Below are 23,703 nucleotides of genomic sequence, written 5' to 3'. Positions count from 1 at the left end.
ATTTTATTTTGGGCGGTCTCACAAGTGAAATTACGAAATCAAAAAGCCATCGCAACGTAGAAGTTTCCTCTACATGCGATGGCTTTTTATTTGATTTGTACTACAAAATTGCTTTGAGATATTAGCCGCACGCTGTGCCTGTTCCCTGACATCCACCTGCGATGCCGGAACGACGACCTTTTAACGACTCGATGTTGTCAGTATGATACACCGCTTCAAGTCCATCCTGAATAAACCCGTTTACTGTATGAGAAGAGATTCCATGTTCTTCTAAATAAGTTTTTGGAATTTCACCTATGGCTGCTGTTAATATTGTCCGGCAGTCGCTGAGAAGAAGTGCTAGCTCTTCCCATCGCTTTGGTCCGCAGGCTTTTGGTGGAACATTACGTTCTTCAACAAGGCTAAATTTTCCATCTTCATCTTCACCCCAAATGTAGAATGATTTCGACTCGCCAAAATGCTGATTGATAAGCAAACCTTCTCTTGAAGATATAGCCACATAGGGGCGGGGAGCTTCTTTCTGATAAGGTTTGAGCTGTGAGCAGGACTGTAGAGTTCCGCACAGTGCAGCTGACTGGTCGTTGCAAAGCAGTCCGACGGCATCTGCGCGACATCGCTTGCAGTGTGTCATTTGCGCTATATATGGAGTCGCTGCTTTGCGAAGCGGGTTGATAATATTATGTTTTGGTTCTGCAATTTTGGCAAAAAGCGTGTCTGCTGTTGGCTTCAGAGGAATGATATTTTGAATATCAGCACCAAGCTCAGATGCTACTTTTGCAACTTCTACAATATGCTCGTCGTTAATTCCCGGGATAACAATGGAGTTAACTTTTACGATGATATTGCGTTTTTTTAAACCCGCAATAGCCTCTAGCTGGCGGTCCAATAATATGCTGGCACCTTCTACTCCGTAGTGGATGGTGTTGCCGTCCTGTACCCATGAATAAATTTTAGCACCAATTTCTGGATCGACTGCACTCATCGTAATGGTCACGTGCGACACACCCAACTCTGCAATGTCATCAAGGTACGGCAGGATGCCCATCCCGTTTGTCGAGAGACAGAAAAGAAGCTGTGGATGTTTTGCATTAAGCAGGCGCATCGTTTCGAGCACTTCTTCCGGATTAGCAAAAGGATCACCGGGACCGGCAATGCCAGCAACTGTGATGCGTGGCTCTTTTTCTAAAACAGCGTGCATGTACTCAGCAGCTTGAAATGGTTTAAGAATACTGCTTGTTACGCCGGGGCGGGATTCATTAACACAGTCGTATTTTCTGTTACAGTAATTGCACTGGATATTACATTTAGGTGCTACCGGTAAATGAACTCTGCCGCAACTTCCGGCTGTTTCCTTATTAAAGCATGGATGTTTAGTTGTATCTTTCATTGCAATGCACCTATGTATCATGTTTCTAAAATCTATTTGACAAGAATGCTTGGTAAATGTCTTATTTGAATAGAGTTTTAATTGTTACAGATAACCATATCCAACAGGGCTGTCGTTCTGCTTTTTTTCAATAAACGCGTTTATGATGCGGTCAAGCAGAGCAAGAGTACCTTCATACCCGATGTGCTTTATTCTTTGCCCACCAAATCTGTCATGGATTGGAAAACCGACGCGAATCATGGGGATATTCCAAGCTTTTGCGTACTGATATCCTTTGGAATGACCAATAAGAATATCTGGTTTTAATTCTTCTGCTCGCGCTGAAATATCAAAAAAATCTACACCTTCATGTACTTCAGGCATGCATCTCGCTACATCTTTCGTGACAGCTTCTATGTGCGTTTCTAATTTTTTGCCGTGGGAACCTGTTCCTGCCAGAATGACATCGATGCCTATTTCAGCCAGAAATGAACATAGTCCGACCACGAGATCTTCTTCTCCATATACGACGGCACGTTTCCCAAATATATATTTGTGTCCATCAACGAAGGCGTCTACAAGCCTGCCACGTTGCATCACATACCGTTCGGGCATTGTTTTTCCTGATATGGCACTAAGAGTTTCAAAGAACACGTCATTCTCACGTAGCCCCATAGGTAAGCCAATGCGGTGGTTTGGAATCGTAAATCTGTCGCGTAAGTTGCTACCGCCGGTTTTTTCAGGGAGACAGCGACCGAATTCGACAGTTGCCTTAGCACCGGACATTGTCTTGATTTCAGAAAGAGGGGTGCCACCTGATGGAATTTTGGCATAATCTTCCAGTGTGATCCCATCTAATGTTTCTGAAATGTCAGGTAGTATTGTCGGCTTTATTTCAAAATCGGCGCAGATATCTTTCAGATGTCGAATGTCTTCACAGGAAACCATGTTAGGAAGAATATTGACTGAATGTTTTTCTGGAGCCTTATCGAGGCATAGCTGCTCAGCTATGGAGTGAACTGCACCGTGCCAACCGTCTGTATGTGTGCCGCTATAGCTTGGTGTAGAAACGTGTACTATTTCCGGCAGTGGTAATTCTCCAAATTCATTTTTAAATTCTGAAATAAACATGGGAACGTTGTCGCCAATTGTCTCTGTAAGGCATGTTGTTGCGATACCAACCACTTTGGGTTCGTATTTGATCATTACATTCAGGATGCCTTTTTTTAAGTTGGGACCGCCGCCGTAAATAGCATTTTTTTCGCCGAGCGCAGAAGAGGCTATGTCAATTGATTCGCGAAAGTGGCTGATAATGTAGCGGCGCATATATGTTGCGCACCCCTGAGAGCCATGCAGAAAAGGGATGCTGCCTTCTACTCCACGGAAAGCCATTGATGCGCCTAAAGGAGTGCACAACTTGCAAGCATTTGTGGTGGATACATAATTACTGGTGTTAGACATCGCCCGCCTCCTTTTTCACTTTCGTGTTGTGGTTCGCACGCCTTGGAATAAAATTCCACACAGGGCTCATTACTGAAGAGTGCACTTCCTTTGCGAAATTTAGCATCCCCTCGAAACCACCAAGCGCTTCTTTCCGTTCATGGTTATGGTCACAAAAGCCCACACCAAGCTTGTATGCGATGGGACGTTCCTTTACGCCACCTACAAATAGATCTACATTTTTTTCCTTAATAAAATTAGCCAATTCTAGTGGGTTAGCGTCGTCGACTAAAATAGTGTCAGGATCTGAAATTTCCGCCAGTTCTGCGTAGTCCTCTTTTGTGCCTGTTTGAGAACCGCACATTACAACCTTCATACCTAAATGGCGGAATGCTTTAATGAGTGAGAACGCTTTAAAAGATCCACCAACATACATGGCAACTTTTTTACCTTCCAAATCTCTACGATAGCGAGCAAGCTCCGGCATAAGTGCAGACAATTCTTCGCGGACTAGCGCTTGTGTTTTCTCGACGATACTTGGATCGGCGTCTTTAAAAAAATCTGAGACTTGATACAAAGAGTCTGCCATGTCCTCGATGCCAATGTACGATACCCGTATGAATGGAGTTCCGTACTTTTCCTGCATCATTTTAGCTAAATCCAGAGTGGCACCTGAGCACTGAACAAGGTTGAGTGACGCCCCGTGGCAGCGGCCGATATCTTTTACGCGCCCGTCACCGGTGATGTTGGCGACGACAGTAATTCCCATTCGTTCAAAATATTTTCTGATAATCCAAATTTCGCCAGCCAAGTTGAAGTCACCAAGAATATTAACTGATAGTTTTGGAATGTCAGAAATATCTTGAGTTTCAACAAGCTTGAACATGGCTTTGCAGGCTGCGAGATACCCGGCACGTTTGTTGCCTTTAAACCCTTCAGACATAACGGGCAAAACAGGGATACCTTTTTTCAGGCTCATGGCTTTACAAACCGCTTCTAAGTCATCGCCAATGATACCGACTATGCATGTTGAATAAACAAAAGCAGCTTTTGGACTGTGTCTGTCTATAAGCTCATCAAGAGCCGCAGTAAGTTTTTTTTCACCGCCGAAAACAACATCAAGCTCTTGCAGATCTGTTGAAAACGAAAGTCTGTGGAGTTCCGGACCACTCGATAGTGCTCCGCGAATGTCCCACGTATAAACTGCACAGCCAATAGGGCCATGAACAAGGTGCAATGCATCAGCAATAGGGTAGAGCACAACTCTTGATCCGCAGAAGACGCATGCTCGCTGGCTTACAGCTCCGGCAAGGGATTCTTTGTTACATGCTATTTCAACAGGATTGCCATGACCTGTACGATGAACCTGGTCTCTTCTTTCTTCTAAAATGGCTTCACTCACTGTATTCCCCTTAGTTGATACACTCGAAAAATCACATCTTGTATGTTTAGGTTAGTGGTGTTTTGAGAGGCACACTAACTGCGTTTTGTTCCAGTCTCTTGCTTTATAAAAGCCTAAGGCCGTTGCATTAGTTGCATCAGCCAAAAGCTGAGAGCGTTTGGCTCTGTGTTTCTGAGCAAAACTGTTAATGCCCTGTAAAAGTAAACTTCCAATTCCAACATGTTGGTAATGGGGGTGCACAACGACATCTTCAACGAGTAGGGAGAAACCACCTTCCGCTGTTGAAACAAGCAATTGCCCTGTGCACATCCCCACATTTTTATTGTCCAACTCTGCCACAAGGACGCATGAGGAAGGCGAATGTAGCAGGAGTTTTAATCCATTTTGCTGTTTCACCGTATCGCTTTTAAAGTCAGCTTCAATGGTGAACAGTATCCGTAGAAGGTCACACAGCTGAGGAATATCGCCTTCGGTGGCTTCGCGTATGGTCACATGTGGCAGGTTCATTCTTTACGATTCCATCAGATATTTTTCGCACGGGTTGCCGTCTTCGAGAGAGTCCAAAATTGCGTCAATTGCTTCTTCAGAATCTACGCCTTTGTACCACCAGTTTTCTGGTTGAATAACCATGACAGGACCGGCTTCACATTGTTTTAAACATGTGGTTGCAACAACAAGGGCGTCCAATCCTCGATCGAGAGTTTCTTCTTCAATATATTGCAAGAACCCATCGGTCTGCTTGTGGCAAATACCCTTCGGGCTGCCCGCAGCGCGAAAGCTTTGGCAGCATATCAGCATTCTTTCAGGAGTGGCCATTGCATTGTCCTTTTTTGCGTAATGTTGAGTACGTATCCTGCACAACAGAAGCGTGTGCAGGTACGTTTGTTATGTGCGATGCTACAGAACCAACTCAAAGGTCTCTTGAGGAGCGTCACGGTCTTTGCGGGCTAATAGAAGATCGAGAATTCTTTCTAATAAGCGCAGCCCGCCTTTGTAACCGACTGTCGGGAAATACTGATGACCCTGTCTGTCCAGAATCGGGAATCCCCAACGAAGGAAAGGGGTGTCTTCGTCGCGAGCCATGTACTTGCCGTAGGTATTGCCAATAATAAGGTCTACAGGCTCGTTCTTCATCCACTGATGCATGAGGAACATGTCGCCTTTTGCCTTAACTTTTACTTCAAATGGCATGTCGGCTGTGATGTCCTTAATTCGTTTTTCGAATTTTTTCCCCGGGGTACCTGTCACAACATATGCAGGGTACATATCAATGGAGCGAAGGAATTCGCACATTGAAATTACCTGATCAGGATCACCGAAAATGGCTACCCGCTTTCCGTAGAAGTACTGGTGCATGTCCGAAATTAAATCCACAAGCTGGCCACGTTCTGTGGTGATGGATTCCGGAATGCTTGCACCGGCAATGGTGCGTAACGTATCAATAAAACGGTCTGTTGCGGCCAAGCCGAAAGGCATGTCCAATACAGTACACGGCACTTTGCGTTTTGCATCCAACCAGCGTGCTGCATCAGCCGAGCACCATTCACCAAGGGCAAGAGTTCCTGTTGCCTGTCCGGCTTCTTTGAGTTCCTCTACTGTGACACCACCATTCGGGAACATGTGGTATTCGCCAGTAAGAGGTGCGTTAAGAACTCCGGAGGTGTCTGGAAAGAGCGTGATGTCAACACCGATGAGGGTTGCAAGGCGCTTAATTTCTTCCATGTCGCTAGGTTCTACCCAGCCCGGAATGATGTTTACCTTGCCGTTTTTTTTGTCTGTTTCTTCTGCAAGCTGCGCCATAGCCTTAACCATGTTGCTAAAACCTGTAACGTGAGAGCCAACATAGCTTGGTGTCGGAGCACCTATAATGGTTTTACCTTCGGGCACCTTGCCTTCGGAAATGGCTTTGGCTGCAATCTGTTTAAGATCGTCACCAATGGTTTCAGACAGACAAGTGGTATGCACTGCGATTACTTCAGGATCGTACACCGTGAAGATGTTATTGATGGCCTGAAGCAAGTTAGCCTGACCGCCAAAAACTGATGCGCCTTCTGTAAAAGAGCTTGTGGCTGCAGAAATAGGCTCTTTGTAATGACGGGTCAGTGTAGAGCGGTGGTAGGAGCAACACCCCTGCGAACCGTGACTATGTGGAAGGCAGCCTTTAATACCAAGTGCGGCATACATTGCACCAATAGGCTGACATGTTTTTGCGGGGTTAATAGCCAGAGACTTACGCTCTGCTACCTCTGTAGGTGTATGTCTGAGTAACATTCTATTTCTCCCTGCTTATTCCCATACGAACGTAGCGGTTAGTTCCGGATTTTCCTGCCAAGGCGCTTTCATGTAGCTCCAAACCTTGCTGTTCACGAGGCGGTCGATTTCTTCATAGAAGTTTACGGCGCCTTTAAAACCGGCATATGGTCCGCCTGAGTCATAGCTGTGCAGCTGCTTCATTGGGATACCAAGCTTCTGGATGGAGAATTTCTCTTTAATTCCAGCGCAGAACAGATCCGGTTTTAAGAGCTCAACAAGCTTTTCCGCCTCATACTGGTTAAGGTCATCAATAATGATGGAACCTTTGTCCAAGTCCGGGTTGAGTCCGTCATAATGGCGGAATTTAAATCCTGCATCTTCAAGGGCTTTAAACTGTTCAGGAGTTTTTCGTGCCTTGTATTCTTCTGCCGAAGGCTTGATTTCCAGCTCCTCGATGTTACGGGAGTCAGCATCAATTTTGATGTCTGGAATGACTTGTCTGCCCTCATAGTCATCTCTATGACCAAACTCGTATCCGGCAGAAATTGTTTTCATACCCAGTTCGGCAAAAAGGTCGTTGTAATGGTGAGCGCGGGAACCGCCGACGAACAGCATGGCTGTTTTGCCTTTGGTACGCTCTTTCACATCATTAATGACAGCTTCTACTTCAGGCATTTCTTCAGCAATGACGTCGTTAACTTTCTTCACTAACTCGGGATCGCCAAAGTATTTCGCGATGTTTCGTAATGAGTCGGCTGTGCTTTTTGCGCCAATGAAGTTCACTTTAATCCACGGAATGCCGTATTTAGTTTCCAGCATATCCGCCACATAGTTGATGGAGCGGTGGCACATTACGCAGCTGAGGTCTGCGTGCTGGGCTGATGCAAACTGGTCGTACGTGGAGTTACCGGAAAACGTTGCGATGTTTGTAATGCCGCACTTTTTGAGCAGTCTGTCGATTTCAAAACCGTCCCCGCCGATGTTGTATTCACCGAGAAGGTTGATTTTGTATTTGCCTTCTTTAGGCTTTTTGTTTTCACCAACGAGGTGTGTGAAAACCTGGTTGTTCGCAATATGGTGACCGGCGGACTGGGATACCCCTTTGTACCCTTCACAGGAAAAACCGAAGACGTTACAGTCACCGAATTTTTCTTTCATCTTGCGAGAAACAGCGTGAACATCGTCACCGATAAGTCCAACGGGACAAGTGGAGAAGATGCAGATGGCTTTGGGGTGGAAAAGGTCGTAGGCCTCCTGAATGGCAGCTTCCAGTTTTTTTTCACCGCCAAAAATGATGTCCTGATCCTGCATGTCTGTTGAAAAACAGTAAGGGATGTAGTTGTCACCATCAGCGCCGGGATCTGTCTGGTTGCGTCGTGTTAACCATGAGTAGAATCCGCAACCGATAGGGCCGTGAGTAATGTTTACAATATCACGGGTAGGCCCCATGATAACGCCTTTACAACCCGCATAGGTACAACCGCGCATGGTGATAATACCGGGGATGGTACGAACGTTAGCAACAATTTCCGGCGGTGCTTCACACTCTGTTGCTTCGTTGATCATTATCTGTTTGGCGCGTTTTCGGGCAACTTTTGGAGGGTACTTTTTAAGAAGTTCCTCTTTCAGGTCTGTAGGTTCCCACTGCACCAATTTTGGTTTGATACTCATTTTAGTCTCCTTGGTGCTTACGCTATGGATTTTTCGCCATGTTCGCCTGACCTGACACGGACTGCGTCATTAACAGGACAGACAAAAACTTTGCCATCGCCGGGTTTACCTGTCTGATTGGTAGCAATAATGGTTTGAACTATGGCGTCCACTTCACCGTCTTGAACGACTGCTATCAGAACTCGTTTGGGATAGAGTTTGCCCTTTTCGCCGAGCACGGCTGCGGCTTCTTCGTATCCTTCTTCCATGCCTGCCAGCACTTTTTTGTTAACGAAGCCTTTGCCTCTGCCCTGAGCCTCAAATGCATAGAATGCATCCACCCCAAGCTCTGTAAGAGCTTTTTTGGTGCGGTTCATCATATCCATACGCAGGATTGCGGTAATCTCTTTCATGCGACTAGCCCTCCGCTGCAGGAGAAGCTTCTTTGATACCAGAACTGATCGTGTATACGTCTTCGACTGCTGTGACGAATATTTTGCCATCGCCGAATGCGCCTTTTTTACCAGAGCGCGCTGCGTCCATAATCGTTTCGATCAGATCATCTTTGTCTTCAGCTTTGACAACGCAAAGCAGCATGACTTTAGGCAGTTCGTCGTAGGTTACTTCACCAATTTTAATGCCCCGCTGCTTACCGCGTCCTGCAACGGAGAATTTTGTTACCGCAGGGAAGCCTTTATCCATAAGCTCCTTGAGCACTTCGTCCACTTTTTCAGGGCGAACAATCGCTTTAACCATAATCATCATATTCTTTCTCCCCATGCAGTTTATGCATTGTGCAATGCAGTTGATTGAAGACCAGTTTGTTGTGCGTGTGGTGCGGAGTTGGCGTCTAACTTATTTCCATAAGGCCAAAGTCAACGAGCAGACTTTCCAGTTCTTCAATTTCTAAAGGAGTCGGGATGACGAACATTTCGTTTTTATCAATGGCATCAGACAGTCCACGGTATGCATCTGCCTGCGGTACGGCGTCGTTCCATTCGAGAACTGTTTTTCTGTTGATTTCTGCACGCTGCACGTCGTTGTCACGCGGAACAAAATAAATCATCTGTGTTCCAAGTTTGCGGGCGAATTCTTCAATCATCTCTTTTTCGTTATCAACATTACGAGAGTTACAAATGAGACCGCCAAGGCGAACGCCACCGGACTGGGCGTATTTCATGACACCTTTGCAAATGTTGTTTGCTGCATACATAGCCATCATTTCACCAGAACAGACGATATAGATTTCTTCGGCTTTGCCATCTCGAATAGGCATTGCGAAACCGCCACACACAACGTCACCAAGAACATCATAGAAAACGTAATCAAGGTTTTCAGACTCTTCATAAGCACCGAGGTTCTCGAGCATGTTGATGGAGGTAATGATTCCGCGGCCTGCACAGCCAACGCCCGGCTCAGGGCCACCAGATTCTACGCACCATGTGTCGCCGAACCCGCCTTTACGGATATCCTCCAATTCTACGTCTTCGCCTTCTTCACGAAGTGTATCCAACACAGATTTCTGCTGTAGGCCTCCGAGCAAAAGGCGGGTTGAATCTGCTTTAGGGTCACAGCCAACAACCATAACTTTACGTCCCATCATGGAAAGCCCTGCTACTGTGTTCTGGGTAGTAGTGGATTTACCAATTCCGCCTTTGCCGTAGATTGCTACTTTTCTCATTTTAGTCTCCAAGTCTGTTAGGGTCCTGTTTCAACTATGTTCTCTATAAAGCGAAAGGTGTGCCAAACGAGTTTTATAAACATAAGCTCTTTAAAAACAGTTGGTTGTCTGGCTTTGCGTACGTTTATGTTGGTAGGTTTGGATATGTAGGAACCTACAAAAATGTCTTCAAAAATGTAGGAAACTACAAAAAGGTATGCATAATTAAGGATGAGTTATCTGTAGATAAGCAATAAGCCGTATGATCTGCTGTAGTATCTACGTTGGCACTATTAATGCTTATGTTGAATGGTAGTGTTGTTTCTATCTAGCGTAACTATAAATGCATTCAGTATCCTTATAGAGGGAGGTTCTATGTTACTAGATACTACTTTAAGAGAAGGAGCTCAGCTTTTTGGTGCCTATTTCGATAATGATACACGAAAAAAGATATTTTCTGGCTTATTGCGGGTCGGTGTAGATGAAATAGAGTTGGGATGGGTAGGGCAGAGTGATTTGGCAGAGTTCGTTACGTACGCTCGAATGAAAAAAGCATCTGCGAAACTGAGCGTATGGTCGCCGTGCAGAGAGGCAGACATTCGTACCGCTGCGCAGTTGTCTGTAGATCGAGTGAACATTGGTGTTCCATCATCTGATCTGCATATAGAAAAAAGATTATCCACTCAGCGAGAAGCGTTATTACAATCTCTTGCAGAAAGTATTGAAATCGCAAAAGAGTGCGGCATTTCATACATTTCCGTCGGACTTGAAGACGTGTCGAGAGCTGACGAATTGTTCGCATTACGCATGGCATTAGTTGCAGAAAAACACGGAGCATCCCGCGTACGGCTTGCAGATTCCTTGGGACAGCTAACCCCGCTTGCGATGGTGAAACTGATTAGCAGATTTCGTGATGCACTCAGTGTAGATGTGGCAGTTCATTGTCATGACGATTTTGGCATGGCTACGGCAAATTCGATAACTGCTTTACATAGTGGAGCTGACTATGCGGATGTTAGCATTTTGGGTGTGGGCGAGCGTTCAGGAATAGCTGCAACGGAAGAGTTGGCGGCATATTTGGCAATAAAGAAAAATATGACTGGGTATTCACCACGGGTACTTAAAGATCTGTGTGAATTTGTGGCTTCTGCCGCGCATGTTACGATTCCGCGCACAAAGTCCATTGTGGGAGAAGATGTTTTTGCGTGTGAATCAGGTTTGCATGTGCATGCGTTGAGTAAGTCCCCCGATTTGTTTGAGCCATATGATCCAGAGGAAGTGGGCGTTACAAGAAAGATACGGGTTGGAAGCAAGAGTGGTAGAAGTGCTGTTTTGATAGCGCTTAATGAATACGGATTGGTGACTGATGATTCTCTTGCCCAAAGAGATATTGAAGAAGTGACAAAAGCTGTGAGTCAATTGTCCTGCAGGTTGAAGCGCCCGTTGACTGAATATGAAGTTGGAGATGTGTGGAAGAGTGTTATGTGTCGTGCAAAAAAAACTGTAATGGCAGTCTGTTAAGTCAAAATGAAAATTCGATGAGGTGAGCTAGTATGCTAAAACAAGTTCTTACATATAACACAATATGCATGTTGATCTTTATTGCTGCGGTGCATTTAAACGCAGCAGAAAGAACGGATAACGTATCCATAGCTTGTTCGGCTAACTTCACAGACACGCTCAAAAAATTAACGGTCGAGTATGAGAAGACAGGAGCAAATGTTACGTGTGTCTTTGGGGCGACAGGGATGTTGTACGGACAAATCATAAATGGTGCGTCGTATGACCTTTTCTTAGCAGCGGATGAAAAGCGTCCTGCCATGTTGTTTGATAAAAATCTTGCGTTGGAACCAACAATCTACGCCAAGGGTACGGCGGTATTATGGTCAATGAAGAAAGAGTTGAAGGGGCTGCCTACATGGGAAGATGTGCTTGTTTCTTCTGATCTTACGCATTTAGGAATTTCAAATCCTAACACCGCTCCATATGGAACAACTGCGGAAGCCTCGTTGCGAACAGCAGGTTTGTATTCAAAAGTTGAGTCGAAAATTGCTTTTGGCAAAAGTGTCGGCACGGCATTTCAGTATGGATACACCGGTGTAGCTGACGCGACATTTATTGCATTATCGCAAGCCCTTTCAGAGAAAGGCACGCAGGGAACATATTGGGATATTCCAAATTCTGCAAAAATTAAACAGGCTGCTTGCGTCATACGGTCTGGGAATGTTGAGGGTGCTCAGAAATTTCTTGAATGGATTAAAGGAAAAGAAGCTCGTTCTATCTTAAGGCGGTACGGTTATGAGTAGTGAAGATATTAGCGCCTTATGGGTAACGTTCAAGCTTGCGACAATTGTTATGATTGTGTTGCTGATGGCATGTGTGCCTATTGCATACTTGCTGGCAAAAGGTAGGTTTCGGGGAAAGCGTTATATTCAGGCCGCCTGTAACTTGCCAATGGTATTGCCTCCAACCGTACTAGGCTTCGGGCTTTTGTTTGTAATGGGACCTTATTCTGTGATTGGCAGTTTTTGGAAATCACTAACAGGCTCTTCTTTAACGTTCTCTTTTTTCGGACTTGTTCTTGGTTCGTTATTATACAGTTTGCCATTTGGGATTTTACCCATGCAAGCAGCGTTCGAAAAAATAGATGATGACCTCATTGAGGCTGGGCGTGCTTTAGGGCTCTCAAATCTTCAAACGTTTTTTTACGTTGTGCTTCCTAATAGTCGTGGTGGTCTTGCCGCGTCTGCGGCGCTTATTTTTGCCCATACAGTGGGAGAATTTGGTGTCGCATTGATGATTGGTGGCTCCATCCCTCATAAAACTCGCGTGATATCAATCGCAATTTTTGAACATACAGAAAGCATTAATTATGAGGCGGCTGCTATACTTTCTTTGGTCTTACTTGTTGTCAGTTATATTTCACTAGTTTTCATAGGGAACGGAGGACATGTGCGGGGTCGCAATAACAATTCTAATAAAAAGGGGTTTCCTTATGGCACCGTGCAAACCGTATGCATCAGAACTTGCGACTAGTGAAAATATTGAGCTGTACGAAAATGGAAGCGTTGCCGCGTGTTCGATTGTAGCACCGTGCATAGTTGAAACGCAGGCTGGAAGCCTTACTCCCCAATATTCAACAGATGATTTGCGTAAGAAAACTCTTCAAGCGGTTTCATTTTACCGGAGCGGGGCATTGCGCTCCTTACCGTTAGAGACTCAGAGTCCTGTACTCACTCCGATAGGTGAGATAGCTGCTGAGCTAGTCACTTTTTATGAGAGTGGCGCAGTGAAAAGGGTATTCCCGCTTAATGGCAAACTTTCCGGTTATTGGGGAGAAGACGACGAGGCGTCTCTTTCGGAGAGCCTTACTGTAGAGATAGCAGGGAGTAGTCTAACAGCAAGATGCATTAACATCAGTTTTTATGAACATGGAAGCGTAGAAAGCATCACTCTTTGGCCTAAGGAAAGTGTCTTCTTAAAGACCCCTGTTGGGGAAATGCAGATACGTACAGGGATTAAATTTAGTCATACTGGTAAAATTCTTTCCGTAGAGCCTGCTGTTCCTACTTCAGTAACAACGCCAATTGGAAAAGTAACTGCATACGATAATGATGTAGTCGGAATTATAGGTGACAATAATTCGTTAGTTTTCTCTGAAAATGGAGAACTTTGTAGCATTACAACTATGCATACAAAAGTAGTTGCTACAGCTTTAAACGGAAAGAAAAGTGAGGTTTCCCCAGCGATACGCGAAAGTTTATGCGGGAATGAAGATAAAGAGCGCGTTCCTATGGTGATAGAATTTTTATCAAAAGGAATACGGGTAACAACCGAGCTTAGAGCCTCATCGCGCACCTTTAGTTATGGTCAGTATGACATTACGTCACAAACACATCATTCTGAGTTAGAAACAGCTTTGGGTTTGGCAAGCCGCTGTACTTTGTAATTCTCTTAGTAACCATTCGAAGTTATAGGTATTTTTAATACTGATGGGACGATAGCTTTGATGCCGAATGCTATTTTCTTCTGAAATTGGTATGGATAACAAGCTGTTGGTAGGGGTAAATTAGGTGTAAATTTCTATGGTTTTCATGTCGATAATACCGTCTGTGCCTCTGGTGATGCCTTGTAAATAAAGGAATAAGCAGTTTTTGTTAGATATGAACCTGCCTTTCACGCAGGTGACAGGGGAGGGCAAATCCCCTTAAGGAAGCGAAGGCATTTAGGCTCTTACACGAAAGTGTAAGGGCCTTTTTTTGTTCAAAAATCGAGTTGAATGTTCGATTTGTAAGTGTCAGAGCTTTTATTTTAGGTGCATCTGCTTCCCCTTCTTTTATGGCTATCGTTTCATCACTTTCATTTTTAGCTTTTGATACAACCGTGCTGAGCATATCCTCGGCTAGATTGTTTCTGTGCTGTTTTTTAAGGTAGTTATCTGTTTGATGTGTTGGTTTGTTTCGAAACAGTTATTTAACACCCAGTAAGTACACATCTTTTGTGTGTGCCATTGTTGCGGCAAGGGCACGTATGCCGTGTACTTCGAAAGGCTTCATCTTTGCTTTATAGCAGAATCTGTGAAGCCAAAGAATGTGGAGGTCGCTTTTAAGCTGTATGTATAAAAAGAAAAAAAATTATCTCCACGTTTGTGTGTATTTTGTGCTTGTTAAGTTGCAGGGCAAGCTCCTTTGTCAAAGAGATAAGGGCCCAACTTTTTATAGATTTTCTACGCTTTTTGGAGACAATTCAAATCCCTTCAGCATGTCTTTAATCGATGGAAATGGAGCATTTCAAAATAGTCTCTACTCTAGTTCCATCCGGTTTTCAGGTTTTTGATTTGCCTGTTTACATTTTTTCTGAATAACTTTTCTTAAGGGTATTGAAAGCATCAAGGATGTCTTTTTTATGTACCTTAGTAATCTGTGTTTCAGGTGGAAGAACTCTTGTTTCAAAAAAGTGTTTGAAGGCGGCTTCTTTTGCAAACTTGCAGCTAGATGTGAATTTAATGTATTGTTTTGAATAGTTATAAGATGGAGCTGCGCAAGGCCTTTCTACCTTGTTTCAACTTTATGATTCATCATCTCTAGTCGTTTTCGTTCTTCTGCCTGTCATTGTAGTGCATCAAGTTTGCGGTCAATCTTGCCTGTTTTTCAGCGAATTTTGTTATTATGGCCTAGTAAATTATGCCTATAACGGCATTTGTAGGTAACAAATAGGAGGTGTGTTTGTTTTGCTAGAAGCACGCACTGTTGATTTTGAAAGCGAACCTGGAAGAGCGTTGCAATTGCTTGCCTGAGATTATGAAATCTCTTGCCTTAAGGACATGAATTTCACAGGGCAATATTGCTATAATCTGTATAAAAGATGTTGAAAAAGCATATTGAATGTGAAAAGGAAAAGAAGCTTTTTAAGTTTACCTATAGGGAGAATGACCTCTAGTTTCGTAGATACTCTTAGGTTGTAGATCTATAATTTCAAAGAGGTATCCTGAGTGACAAGCGCTATGCCGAAGAACTCTACATTGAAGCTGTGAAATACATTGCTGAACAAGGCTCTGCAGTTCAAAATGTTGCCAAGCGGCTTGGAGTAAGATCCCACTGTCTGCATTTATGGTGAAAAAGTATAGTATGGGTAGGGTGTTCAGAGCTAATTGATGCTCAGTAGGCAAAAATTAAGCGTCGCGAGTTGGGTTGAAGCGTGTCACAGAATAGATAATATCCTAAGAAATCCTCCTTTAATCCCAGACTACAGATTCTGCTGAAGAGCAACTGTGAGGTGCGGCTTTATCAAGACTTATTGAAAAATGCTATCGGTAATAAATGCAGTATGATGCGAGTGCGTCATAGCGGGCCCAACGCCTGAATCAAGTGGCCGATTGATCCTGCTACAAACTTGTGGACACATAGTTAAGCCATTATCCTAAATGAAAGAGGAGATGGAGATGGGTATCCGAAAATGCAGATCATCTGATGCTAAGTTCAAAGGAATGCTGTGCTACTAACTGAAGATTCAGATCGTACCGTTACTGATATAGCAGGTAATTTGGGAATCCCCAAAGACATGTGTACCGTTGGCGTAGAGAGCTTTCAGTGTAAGGCAAAATTGTTCTTCTTGGAAGGGAAATGAAGTTTTGACAGATGAACAACGAGAGCTCAAAGGATTACGAAAACGGCTTCAAGGTGCTGAAATGGAGCGTGGTATCTTAAAAAGAACTTTGGGTATCTTCAGCAGAGCATCGAAATGAGATTCAGGTTCGTGAAGTCAAACCTCTCTACGTTTCCGATGAAGTAGATTTGTTAGACCCTACAGATTGCCATGAGCGGATATTATGGGTGGTGTAAGCGTCCAGAGTTATAGCTACAACGGATGACTGCGCTATTTCACAAGTAAATCTTAGCAATATACAACGAACATGATGGGATGATCGAATCCCTATACTCACTTCTGAACAGGGTGATGAATTGTTGTTTCGGATGTTAGTTAGAATAGTGTTGCCAGATACATGCGAGCATTGGAATTGCTTTGTAACTGTGCAGAGAAATTTGTTCTTACAACATATTCTGGACAACGGAGCCTGTCGCTCCTACCCTGCTTGCTTGTAAATTTACTGCGTCAGCTCCCAGTATGGTTTTGGATGGGATTTAAGTGATTCGTTAGAGCGGCATTCTGTTATCCATACTTTAAAGAAGGCTGTTGCACGGCGGAAACCATCTTTCGGCCTTCTGATCCACAGTGATCGAGGCGTACAGTATACAAGTAAGGATTTCCGCAGGTGCTTGAAAAAGCACGGACATTCAGAGTACGAGCCGAAAAGAAGACTGCTGGGACAACGTCGTGGCAGAATTTTTTTCCGCACAATCAAAAATCAACTGATCCGTTACAGGAAATTTAAAATCAAGCATGAAGCCGAATTGATTTTATTTAACTATATCGAGGCATACTGCAATCGAAGACGGCGATATGCGAGTAGTGGCTGGCCTTTTCCTGCCACCTTTGAGTATCGCAATGAACAGTATGACCTTGTGGTTTAACTTGGTGTCCACATTTTTGTTGTAGGATAACTCCCAGGTTTGTTGATTTATAGTGACCATGGTTATCAAAGTTGAAGGCAGATGAGCAGAGGTCGGCTTTTACCGCGAATAGCGTGTGACTCATTTGAGTTCTGCAGGCATGTCTTAGACTAGCGGGACTAGAAGGCACCTGCTGTGGAGTTTAGGGCAGCACTTATGATACTTGTTGATATTGATATGTGTTGACCAATCAACTTTATGCATGATGCATGTAAGAGGTGTTAAAGACGTTTTACCTTCAATGTTCTTGAAGTTTTCATCTATGGATGTTGAGTAATTGAAAATTGACCCACCTTAAAGAAATTGATTATAGAGTCAGCTGTTTGAAAAATGCCCGTAATACAGATTTGATAAAGGTTTTTGCACGTAGCCCTAGGACAGACATCTCAAGAGTCCTGTCTAACCAAAAAGGATGAACTGACATGTTGACGAAAAGGGGTATCTTTTAGCAATATTGGATGACTCATAGGGGAAAGACTAGTTGTTCGTCTCAAGAGAGAATGTATTTATTTAGGTAAGTATGCTGGTTGGCAAGCGACTAGCTAGAATTCTGATGGGACGTCATTGTCCGCGCGATTAAGTAGCCTATAGACGTTGTGATCTCTCTGCAGATTGCGTTATCAGGGTGCGAAGTATGATAAAAAATGAGGCGGCTGTATTTAAGACATGGATTTAAAAAGATTTGCAGGGACTAAGTCGTGGCAGAATTACTTTTTATACAATTAAAAGCAGTTGCTCCATTCTAAAAATTTACCCCCAGGTAAAGAAGTCAAGTCGGCTTCTTTTACGGTATTGAAGCATGTTGTCATTGGAGAAAGCGGCATTTAAGTAAGGGGCATGTTTCCCCAGTAAGTCATGATGTCGTGATGTCGTGATGTCATAATGACGGAATGAGCCTGCAGTCTAAGTCGAGCTCAAAAAAATATAGTAGGATTACTTTCTTATTTTTAACGAACCGTCCAATGTGAAAAAAATAACAATCTTACAAATGACGCAATAAATATGAGCATTATCGATATAGCAAAGAACTCGGATGTACAAAACATCGAAGCACAAGTGTGTATCATCGGTTCCGGACCGGCAGGCGGAATCATAGCGGCAAAACTTGCGAAAGAGCATGTAGATGTATTGTTGCTTGAAGCCGGTGGCGATCTCCCCAATTATAGTTGTGAATCTATTAGTAAAACCAACCTCTTTTCAGATGTCTCTGATATGCGTTTTGGGTGGTCCTGGCAATTTGGAGGATCATCAAATCTTTGGGCTGGTCGTTCATGTCCGCTTGAAGAGGTAGATTTTGAAAAACGCTCTTGGGTTCCTGATAGCGGCTGGCCTTTCAAAACAGAAGAATTGGCTCCTTATTACAGACAAGCGGCAGACGTTCTGGGTATTCCTGGCTTTGAGTATTTCTCTACATTAGGTGAGCTAGATGCAAAACAAAGCTGTTTTACATCACTGACTCAAGGTAATATTGGCCTTGAAGCCAAATGTTTTCAGTGGGCGAAAGAGCCTTTTATCGTTTCTGACTATTTGAGAACAATCGAAAAAGACTGCCCTTCTTTGCGTATTTTGTTAAACGCACCTGTCAGCCGGTTACAAGAAAAATCAGATGGTTCTTCAATTGAATCACTGCAGATCACGAAACCGGATGGAACAATTCTGACAGTGAAGGCGCGCCAGTTTGTAGTCGCGGCCGGCGGCATTGAAACACCTCGCTTATTACTAAACTCTAATGAAGTGAGACCTGCTGGAATTGGAAACGATCACGATACAGTTGGTCGATACTTTTCAATACATCCAAAAGCAGATATGGCAGCACTTATTCTGAATGAATCAGTGCCGACATCACACGCATTTTTTATGGATCGCCCTCTTGGAGTGGGGAGTTTTCGTTATGGGATTGGTTTTTCTAAAAAGGAGCAGGAGCGTTTAGAGTTATTGAATCATTATGTCCAACTTTCTCCTTTATTAGAATATCAAGCCAACCAGGCTTTTGAAGTAATGAAGAAAACAAAGATACTGAACAATGCCTTGATTGATAGAAGCAAGTTGGTGCAGGGCTTTTTGCCTGGTCTTGGTAAAATTGTTTACGAAGCTATGGGGCGCATTGCCAAGTTCCAACCACGGTCCAAAAAATTCATACTGCGTGGCTTCTTAGACCAATATCCGGAGAGAGAAAACAGAATTATGCTTTCATCTGACAAGAAAAAGGATGGAACACAACAGGTTGATATTCAATGGCGTTTCTCTGATAAAGATAAGCAATCTGTTATGAGATTTTTTTCTCACTTCGATAAGATGGTACGTAAATATAATATTGGGCAAGTTGAGTTTTCGGGGTTGGAAAAACTGGATGATTGGCCTCTTGTATGTATTCACTCGCACTTTATGGGAACAACTCGTATGGGAGAAGATGAAAAAACATCTGTGACGGATACAAATGCCCGTGTTCACAGTTCAGCAAACCTTTATTTAGCCGGCCCATCATTATTCCCTGCTTATGGTTACGCGAATCCATTTTTAACTATTACGGCATTGTCATTACGGCTGGGTGATCACTTGCTAAAACAGATAAAGCAAATTTAATCTATCTATAAAAGAAGAAGCTACAAATGAATGCATCAAAAAAACTAACATTCTGGCAAAAAGCCTCCCGCTATCGCTTTATAAAAAAGAAATTATCAACGAAAAATCTTGATAGGTTGTGTGCAGAAAATGCTAGCGAGAAAAAGACGTTGGTTGTCCATTCAGAAGACGTTGATTACCAACCATATTTTTCCAACGCCTTTGCAGTCACTAAGCGGGCTGACAAGCCTGCTGATATGCATGTTGATCTTTATTACAAAGATGTTAGTAAAATTGAGAGGGAAAGCTACGAAGTTGTTTTATGCACTGGATTACTAGAGCATATTCCTGACCCACAAAGATTAATTGATGAGTTTCATAGAATTTTGAAACCAGGGGGAGAGTTGGTCATGTCGGCTAGTTCTGTATTTTCCTTTCATGAGGGGCCTGATAACTTTTTTCATTTTACGCCTTATGGTTTTGAAGTTCTTTTTAAAGATTGGGCAAAAATTAAAATGCTGCGTGGCGCAAGTCAACCATTTGAAACGATTGGTATTTTGATGCAGCGAGCTCTGATTCAATGTGATATTTTCCCACCCTTCAGACCAGTTATTGAAGCTTTGGCTTTACTAATTCCGTTGTTTGATAAAGGGGTCACAGCCCAGTATAGAAAAGTTGGCGAAAGAAAAGAAGAAGACCTGATTGATTCAATGATGCCCTCAAATATACAGGCTGTTGTTGTAAAATAATAAGTTGTAGAATAGGAAATAACTATGGCATATTCAGCGCATCCACTTATCACAATCGGCATAACCTGCTTTAATGCAGCTGATACAATTACACGAGCCATAGAAAGTGCCAGCAAGCAGGATTGGCCGAATTTTGAAATTGTAGTTGTTGACGATGGTTCGGATGACAATTCTGTCCGGGTCATCGAACAACTTCAGAAAGAAAACAAGAAAATAGCCTTGTATCTTCACAAGAATAACCAAGGTTATCCGTCAGCTCTCAATACCATCATTAAAAATGCAAGAGGAGAATATATAGCATTTTTTGATGATGATGATGACCATGAGGCAGATCGTTTAACCAAGCAATATGAAAGAATTTTAACATTTCAGCAGGAACATACAGCTGCTTCTGCATTCTGTTATTCTCACCGTCGCGTTTTCGTGGACGGTAAGGAGAAGCCGAATGCTTTCGTAAAAGCGATAGGACATAAAGCCCCTGAGCCGTATGGTTCAATGGTTGCTGACTTTCTCTTGTGGCATGAAAAAGCTCTCGGGTATACGTGGGGTGAGTTTGGAAGTTGCACTTTGATGGCTTCAAAAAAAGTTTTAGAAAACTTTCAATTTGACCCAAATTTCCGGCGTGCTGCTGAGTGGGATTTGGCTATTCGTTTTGCTTTGCAGAACGGATATTTTATTTCAGTTGACGAGCCTCTTGTTGTACAACATAAAACTCAGACTGAAGATAAATCTGGCAAAAAACCACTTAATTATGCTTTGATGCTACGAAAGAAGCATCAGAAATATTTACAAAAGAATAAGGTTTATCTGGGAGCTATCTTGCAGGCGTATTCGAGATTTTATTATTTTAGGAACAAACCGTGGAGAAGTCGTGCATGTCTTGCTTTGGCTTGTTTGTTCTCTCCTACTAAAATTATGGCGAACATGTTTGCAAGACGTGCGAGATAACAGATTGCTGAGTAAAGGTTTTCTTAATGGTGTTTTATTAAAAAAACATAAACTATCCTTAAAAATTTCTTTTTTATATTTGTCTTGAATATTATTCAGAAAGTTTCAGGGTTAGCGACGAGTTATGTTTTGGTCCGCGCTCTGGATAAAACACAATTTTGAAAATATCAGTCTATTCTCAGTGTGATAGGGATCCTGGCGATTTTTTCTTTGCCAAGATTAAGCAAAGCAGTGATGCAATCCAATGCAAGAGGGGGTTAGGAAATCATCAAGGCTTGCTTTTCATAAAGCTAAATCGGCAGCCTTATTTTCTGCGGCATTGCTATGTGATATTTTTTTGACGAAAGAGAATGTTCCTTACATAGCTTTTTATGTGGCGGCAGGGTCAGTTCTCTTTGTTCATGGATTGAAACACTGGAAAGCTATTATAGCAGGGTGGGAAAGATTTTCTTTATTGTTAGCTATTGATGGGTTATTTGCGCTACTAACTGCGTTACTTCTTGTTGGCGTAGTTTTGATAGTTCCAGACTCTATAGTCTGGCCCCTCTTCATTGTTCTGAGTTTATAGAGTTTGATTATGACATGTTATCTACTTAAGAATATAGATAACAAGGCACCCCATCGAGAATGGTTGTGTTCAATATGGAATAAAAACTACTTTCTACTCAAGTCTGAATAATTTTACTAATAATATAAATAGATTATCTAGTTATTTTTTTTCTCTTCTGCATCCTTAGCTAGTTGTTATGCCGCGGAACGTATAGCTGAACTAACAAAAGGGATTCGTCAAAAACTTTGCCTCGGCTCTGGTTCCTCACTTTGTAAAAAGCAAAAGCTACACAGAACGCTTAGATAAGACTTTAAATTTCTTATCTGCAGTGATGGGGGCAGGCATAATCTTTTTTGCCTTTACCGTTCTTCCTTGGGTTATGCCTGTTTTGTTTGGAAAAGAATATATTGAGGTTAGCCCATATGCGGAGGCTCTTCTCTGCACAGGGGCTATAGGTAACTATGTTAGTTTTCGAAACAGATTTGTAACTTCAAAGCTGGATGACAAAAGCAATCGTGATATTACAATATCTATTTCTTTGATCCACATTGTGGCTTCCGCAATATGTGTACCTTTATTTCGGTATTCAGGAAGCAGTATTGTCAACATTTATCTACAGTCTTGGAACTGTGCTTATTCTTGAGTTTATTATAGTGCGTCGTTATAGAAAACCCGAGATCGTCCGTCTGTCGCATATCCGGCTGATTTTAGACAATCTTTTTTAAGCATGTTCTTATAATTGTAGTTCATTTCTGATAAGGCAACAGATTTGCTTTTGGCAAAAGTGTCTGGAAAACATGACTGGTAGCCTTATGCTTATTGTAGAACTTCGCGCAGAAAAGCCATTCCAGAATATTAACCAGCAAAGATTTGCGTAATCTATTGGAAAAATATGGCTGTATTCAAAGTATGAGCCGTAAAGGTACTTGATGGGACAATGCGTTGCTGAATTTTTTTCCATAGCATTAAGAGCTCGTTGATCCTGCACATACGCTTCAAAACAAAATGTGAAGCTAGGTGGCATATTTTTCTATATCGAAGTGTTTTACAACCGCAGGAGACGGTATTTAAGCAATGGCTGGTTTATCCCCTGTGGAACATGAAAACTGTAACGAGAAGTAGGCCCTTGTGGCTTAACTACGTGTCCATGTTGTTGGATGACTTGTTATGTACAAGCGTTACCTTTAGAAGAATAACAGATGCATCATGAATAGCTTTCTTTAGAAAATTGTTGGCAGTAAGACGAAAATGGTTTCATTTTCCATGGAATTATCATCACTGGATAAGTTTTTCAACATGTTAACGATATCAAACTGAGTTAGAGAATTATTTTTATGTCGCTTTTCTTTTTTCAAACCGTTAGTCCCCGTCGAGATGTGCGTGCAAAGCTATCAGAGTACTTTGATAAATATTTAACACGAAATATGGAAGTGTATGATGTCGGTTGCGGTGCTAAACCTTTTGGCTCGCTTCTTAAAGGAAAAGTGAAAAGGCATATTGGCGTTGATATTGAAGACGGATTTTATGATGCTTCACTCATTGACCTTGTAGGAACGGCTTATGATGTTCCTATTCCTGATGGATCAGCAGATGCCATCATTTCCTCACAAGTTATAGAACACCTCGAATATCCCGCTAAAGCTTTATCTGAATCCAAACGTATTCTTAGGTTGGGTGGGTATTTATTCCTTTCTTTTCCATTTTTATATCCAATTCATGCAGAACCCGCTGATTATAATCGTCTCACCGAATATGGTGTTGCAAGACTTTTAAAAGATGCTGGGTTTGATGTCATAGAGCTACACCATATCGCAGGGTTTTGGTATTTAATGGGGGCAATGTTTTCTTTGTATCTTCAACCTGTTGATAAAGGTATATTCAAAAAAATAAAGGTCGCTTATCTTATTTTAGGCTTTGTACGTTGGTTGTTTATGCAGTTGCACAACCTCGAGGGATTGATAATAAAAGTTGTTGGAAAAAATCCTGAGAACCATCGGAGAAAATGGACGTGCAATTATGTTTTGGTGGCCCGGAAAACAAAAGGATAAGTCTT

The 23,703-nt window shown here is 42.7% G+C and carries 20 protein-coding genes and 1 pseudogene; 11 read left to right on the top strand and 10 right to left on the bottom strand.

What is annotated here, in order from left to right:
- Nucleotides 1-121: 121 nt before the first annotated feature.
- The 10 genes from ACZ5V1_RS13110 to nifH all read right to left on the bottom strand — a co-directional run bounded on the left by ACZ5V1_RS13110 (nt 122) and on the right by nifH (nt 9,792).
- Nucleotides 122-1,387, bottom strand: a complete 1,266-nt coding sequence (locus tag ACZ5V1_RS13110) for a radical SAM protein (protein WP_464389224.1) — start codon at nt 1,385-1,387, stop codon at nt 122-124.
- 84 nt (nt 1,388-1,471) lie between these two features.
- Nucleotides 1,472-2,827: a nitrogenase component 1 gene (locus ACZ5V1_RS13105; RefSeq protein ID WP_464389223.1), complete on the bottom strand. Its 1,356-nt coding sequence runs from the start codon at nt 2,825-2,827 to the stop codon at nt 1,472-1,474.
- A complete protein-coding gene (gene nifE / locus ACZ5V1_RS13100; RefSeq protein WP_464389222.1) occupies nt 2,820-4,208 on the bottom strand; it encodes a nitrogenase iron-molybdenum cofactor biosynthesis protein NifE in 1,389 nt (462 codons plus the stop codon). The genes ACZ5V1_RS13105 and nifE overlap by 8 nt, the downstream gene beginning before the upstream one ends.
- A gap of 51 nt (nt 4,209-4,259) precedes the next feature.
- Nucleotides 4,260-4,715: a GNAT family N-acetyltransferase gene (locus ACZ5V1_RS13095; protein WP_464389221.1), complete on the bottom strand. Its 456-nt coding sequence runs from the start codon at nt 4,713-4,715 to the stop codon at nt 4,260-4,262.
- Between the two features lie 3 nt (nt 4,716-4,718).
- A complete protein-coding gene (locus ACZ5V1_RS13090; RefSeq protein ID WP_464389220.1) occupies nt 4,719-5,024 on the bottom strand; it encodes a (2Fe-2S) ferredoxin domain-containing protein in 306 nt (101 codons plus the stop codon).
- Between the two features lie 81 nt (nt 5,025-5,105).
- Nucleotides 5,106-6,479 carry a nitrogenase molybdenum-iron protein subunit beta gene (nifK, locus tag ACZ5V1_RS13085; RefSeq protein ID WP_464389219.1) on the bottom strand — a complete coding sequence of 458 codons (1,374 nt, stop codon included), beginning with the start codon at nt 6,477-6,479 and terminating at the stop codon, nt 5,106-5,108.
- Between the two features lie 15 nt (nt 6,480-6,494).
- A complete protein-coding gene (gene nifD, locus ACZ5V1_RS13080) occupies nt 6,495-8,132 on the bottom strand; it encodes a nitrogenase molybdenum-iron protein alpha chain (protein ID WP_464389218.1) in 1,638 nt (545 codons plus the stop codon).
- Nucleotides 8,133-8,149: 17 nt separating this feature from the next.
- Nucleotides 8,150-8,524, bottom strand: coding sequence for a P-II family nitrogen regulator (locus ACZ5V1_RS13075; protein WP_464389217.1), 375 nt, complete (start codon nt 8,522-8,524; stop codon nt 8,150-8,152).
- Between the two features lie 4 nt (nt 8,525-8,528).
- Nucleotides 8,529-8,876: a P-II family nitrogen regulator gene (locus tag ACZ5V1_RS13070; protein WP_160712286.1), complete on the bottom strand. Its 348-nt coding sequence runs from the start codon at nt 8,874-8,876 to the stop codon at nt 8,529-8,531.
- An 85-nt stretch (nt 8,877-8,961) separates the two neighbouring features.
- Complete coding sequence (nifH, locus tag ACZ5V1_RS13065) at nt 8,962-9,792, bottom strand: nitrogenase iron protein (RefSeq protein ID WP_464389216.1); 831 nt, start codon at nt 9,790-9,792, stop codon at nt 8,962-8,964.
- A 354-nt stretch (nt 9,793-10,146) separates the two neighbouring features.
- On the opposite strand from nifH, the gene ACZ5V1_RS13060 reads away from it, so the two are divergent.
- The 11 genes and pseudogenes from ACZ5V1_RS13060 (at nt 10,147) to ACZ5V1_RS13010 (ending at nt 23,698) form a co-directional block, all read left to right on the top strand.
- Nucleotides 10,147-11,292, top strand: coding sequence for a LeuA family protein (locus ACZ5V1_RS13060; protein ID WP_464389215.1), 1,146 nt, complete (start codon nt 10,147-10,149; stop codon nt 11,290-11,292).
- 32 nt (nt 11,293-11,324) lie between these two features.
- On the top strand, nt 11,325-12,077 hold the full coding sequence (gene modA / locus ACZ5V1_RS13055) for a molybdate ABC transporter substrate-binding protein (protein WP_464389214.1): 753 nt from the start codon (nt 11,325-11,327) through the stop codon (nt 12,075-12,077).
- Nucleotides 12,070-12,807 (top strand): molybdate ABC transporter permease subunit, encoded by a 738-nt coding sequence (gene modB, locus ACZ5V1_RS13050; RefSeq protein ID WP_464389213.1) that lies wholly within the window; start codon nt 12,070-12,072, stop codon nt 12,805-12,807. The genes modA and modB overlap by 8 nt, the downstream gene beginning before the upstream one ends.
- On the top strand, nt 12,767-13,720 hold the full coding sequence (locus ACZ5V1_RS13045) for a hypothetical protein (RefSeq protein WP_464389212.1): 954 nt from the start codon (nt 12,767-12,769) through the stop codon (nt 13,718-13,720). The genes modB and ACZ5V1_RS13045 overlap by 41 nt, the downstream gene beginning before the upstream one ends.
- A gap of 1,580 nt (nt 13,721-15,300) precedes the next feature.
- Complete coding sequence (locus tag ACZ5V1_RS13040; RefSeq protein ID WP_464391626.1) at nt 15,301-15,387, top strand: hypothetical protein; 87 nt, start codon at nt 15,301-15,303, stop codon at nt 15,385-15,387.
- Nucleotides 15,388-16,261: 874 nt separating this feature from the next.
- Nucleotides 16,262-16,802: pseudogene (locus tag ACZ5V1_RS13035) on the top strand (transposase); the annotation flags it as partial.
- A 1,041-nt stretch (nt 16,803-17,843) separates the two neighbouring features.
- Nucleotides 17,844-19,424 (top strand): GMC oxidoreductase, encoded by a 1,581-nt coding sequence (locus ACZ5V1_RS13030; RefSeq protein WP_464389211.1) that lies wholly within the window; start codon nt 17,844-17,846, stop codon nt 19,422-19,424.
- 26 nt (nt 19,425-19,450) lie between these two features.
- Nucleotides 19,451-20,152, top strand: coding sequence for a methyltransferase domain-containing protein (locus tag ACZ5V1_RS13025; RefSeq protein WP_464389210.1), 702 nt, complete (start codon nt 19,451-19,453; stop codon nt 20,150-20,152).
- A 24-nt stretch (nt 20,153-20,176) separates the two neighbouring features.
- Entirely contained in the window at nt 20,177-21,100 is a 924-nt protein-coding gene (locus ACZ5V1_RS13020; RefSeq protein WP_464389209.1) for a glycosyltransferase family 2 protein, read from the top strand.
- 244 nt (nt 21,101-21,344) lie between these two features.
- Nucleotides 21,345-21,668: a hypothetical protein gene (locus tag ACZ5V1_RS13015; RefSeq protein WP_464389208.1), complete on the top strand. Its 324-nt coding sequence runs from the start codon at nt 21,345-21,347 to the stop codon at nt 21,666-21,668.
- Between the two features lie 1,316 nt (nt 21,669-22,984).
- Nucleotides 22,985-23,698, top strand: coding sequence for a class I SAM-dependent methyltransferase (locus ACZ5V1_RS13010; RefSeq protein WP_464389207.1), 714 nt, complete (start codon nt 22,985-22,987; stop codon nt 23,696-23,698).
- Nucleotides 23,699-23,703: the final 5 nt, after the last annotated feature.

The sequence above is a fragment of the Halodesulfovibrio oceani subsp. galateae genome (assembly GCF_055397225.1).
This window is presented reverse-complemented; position numbering and strand designations above follow the sequence as displayed.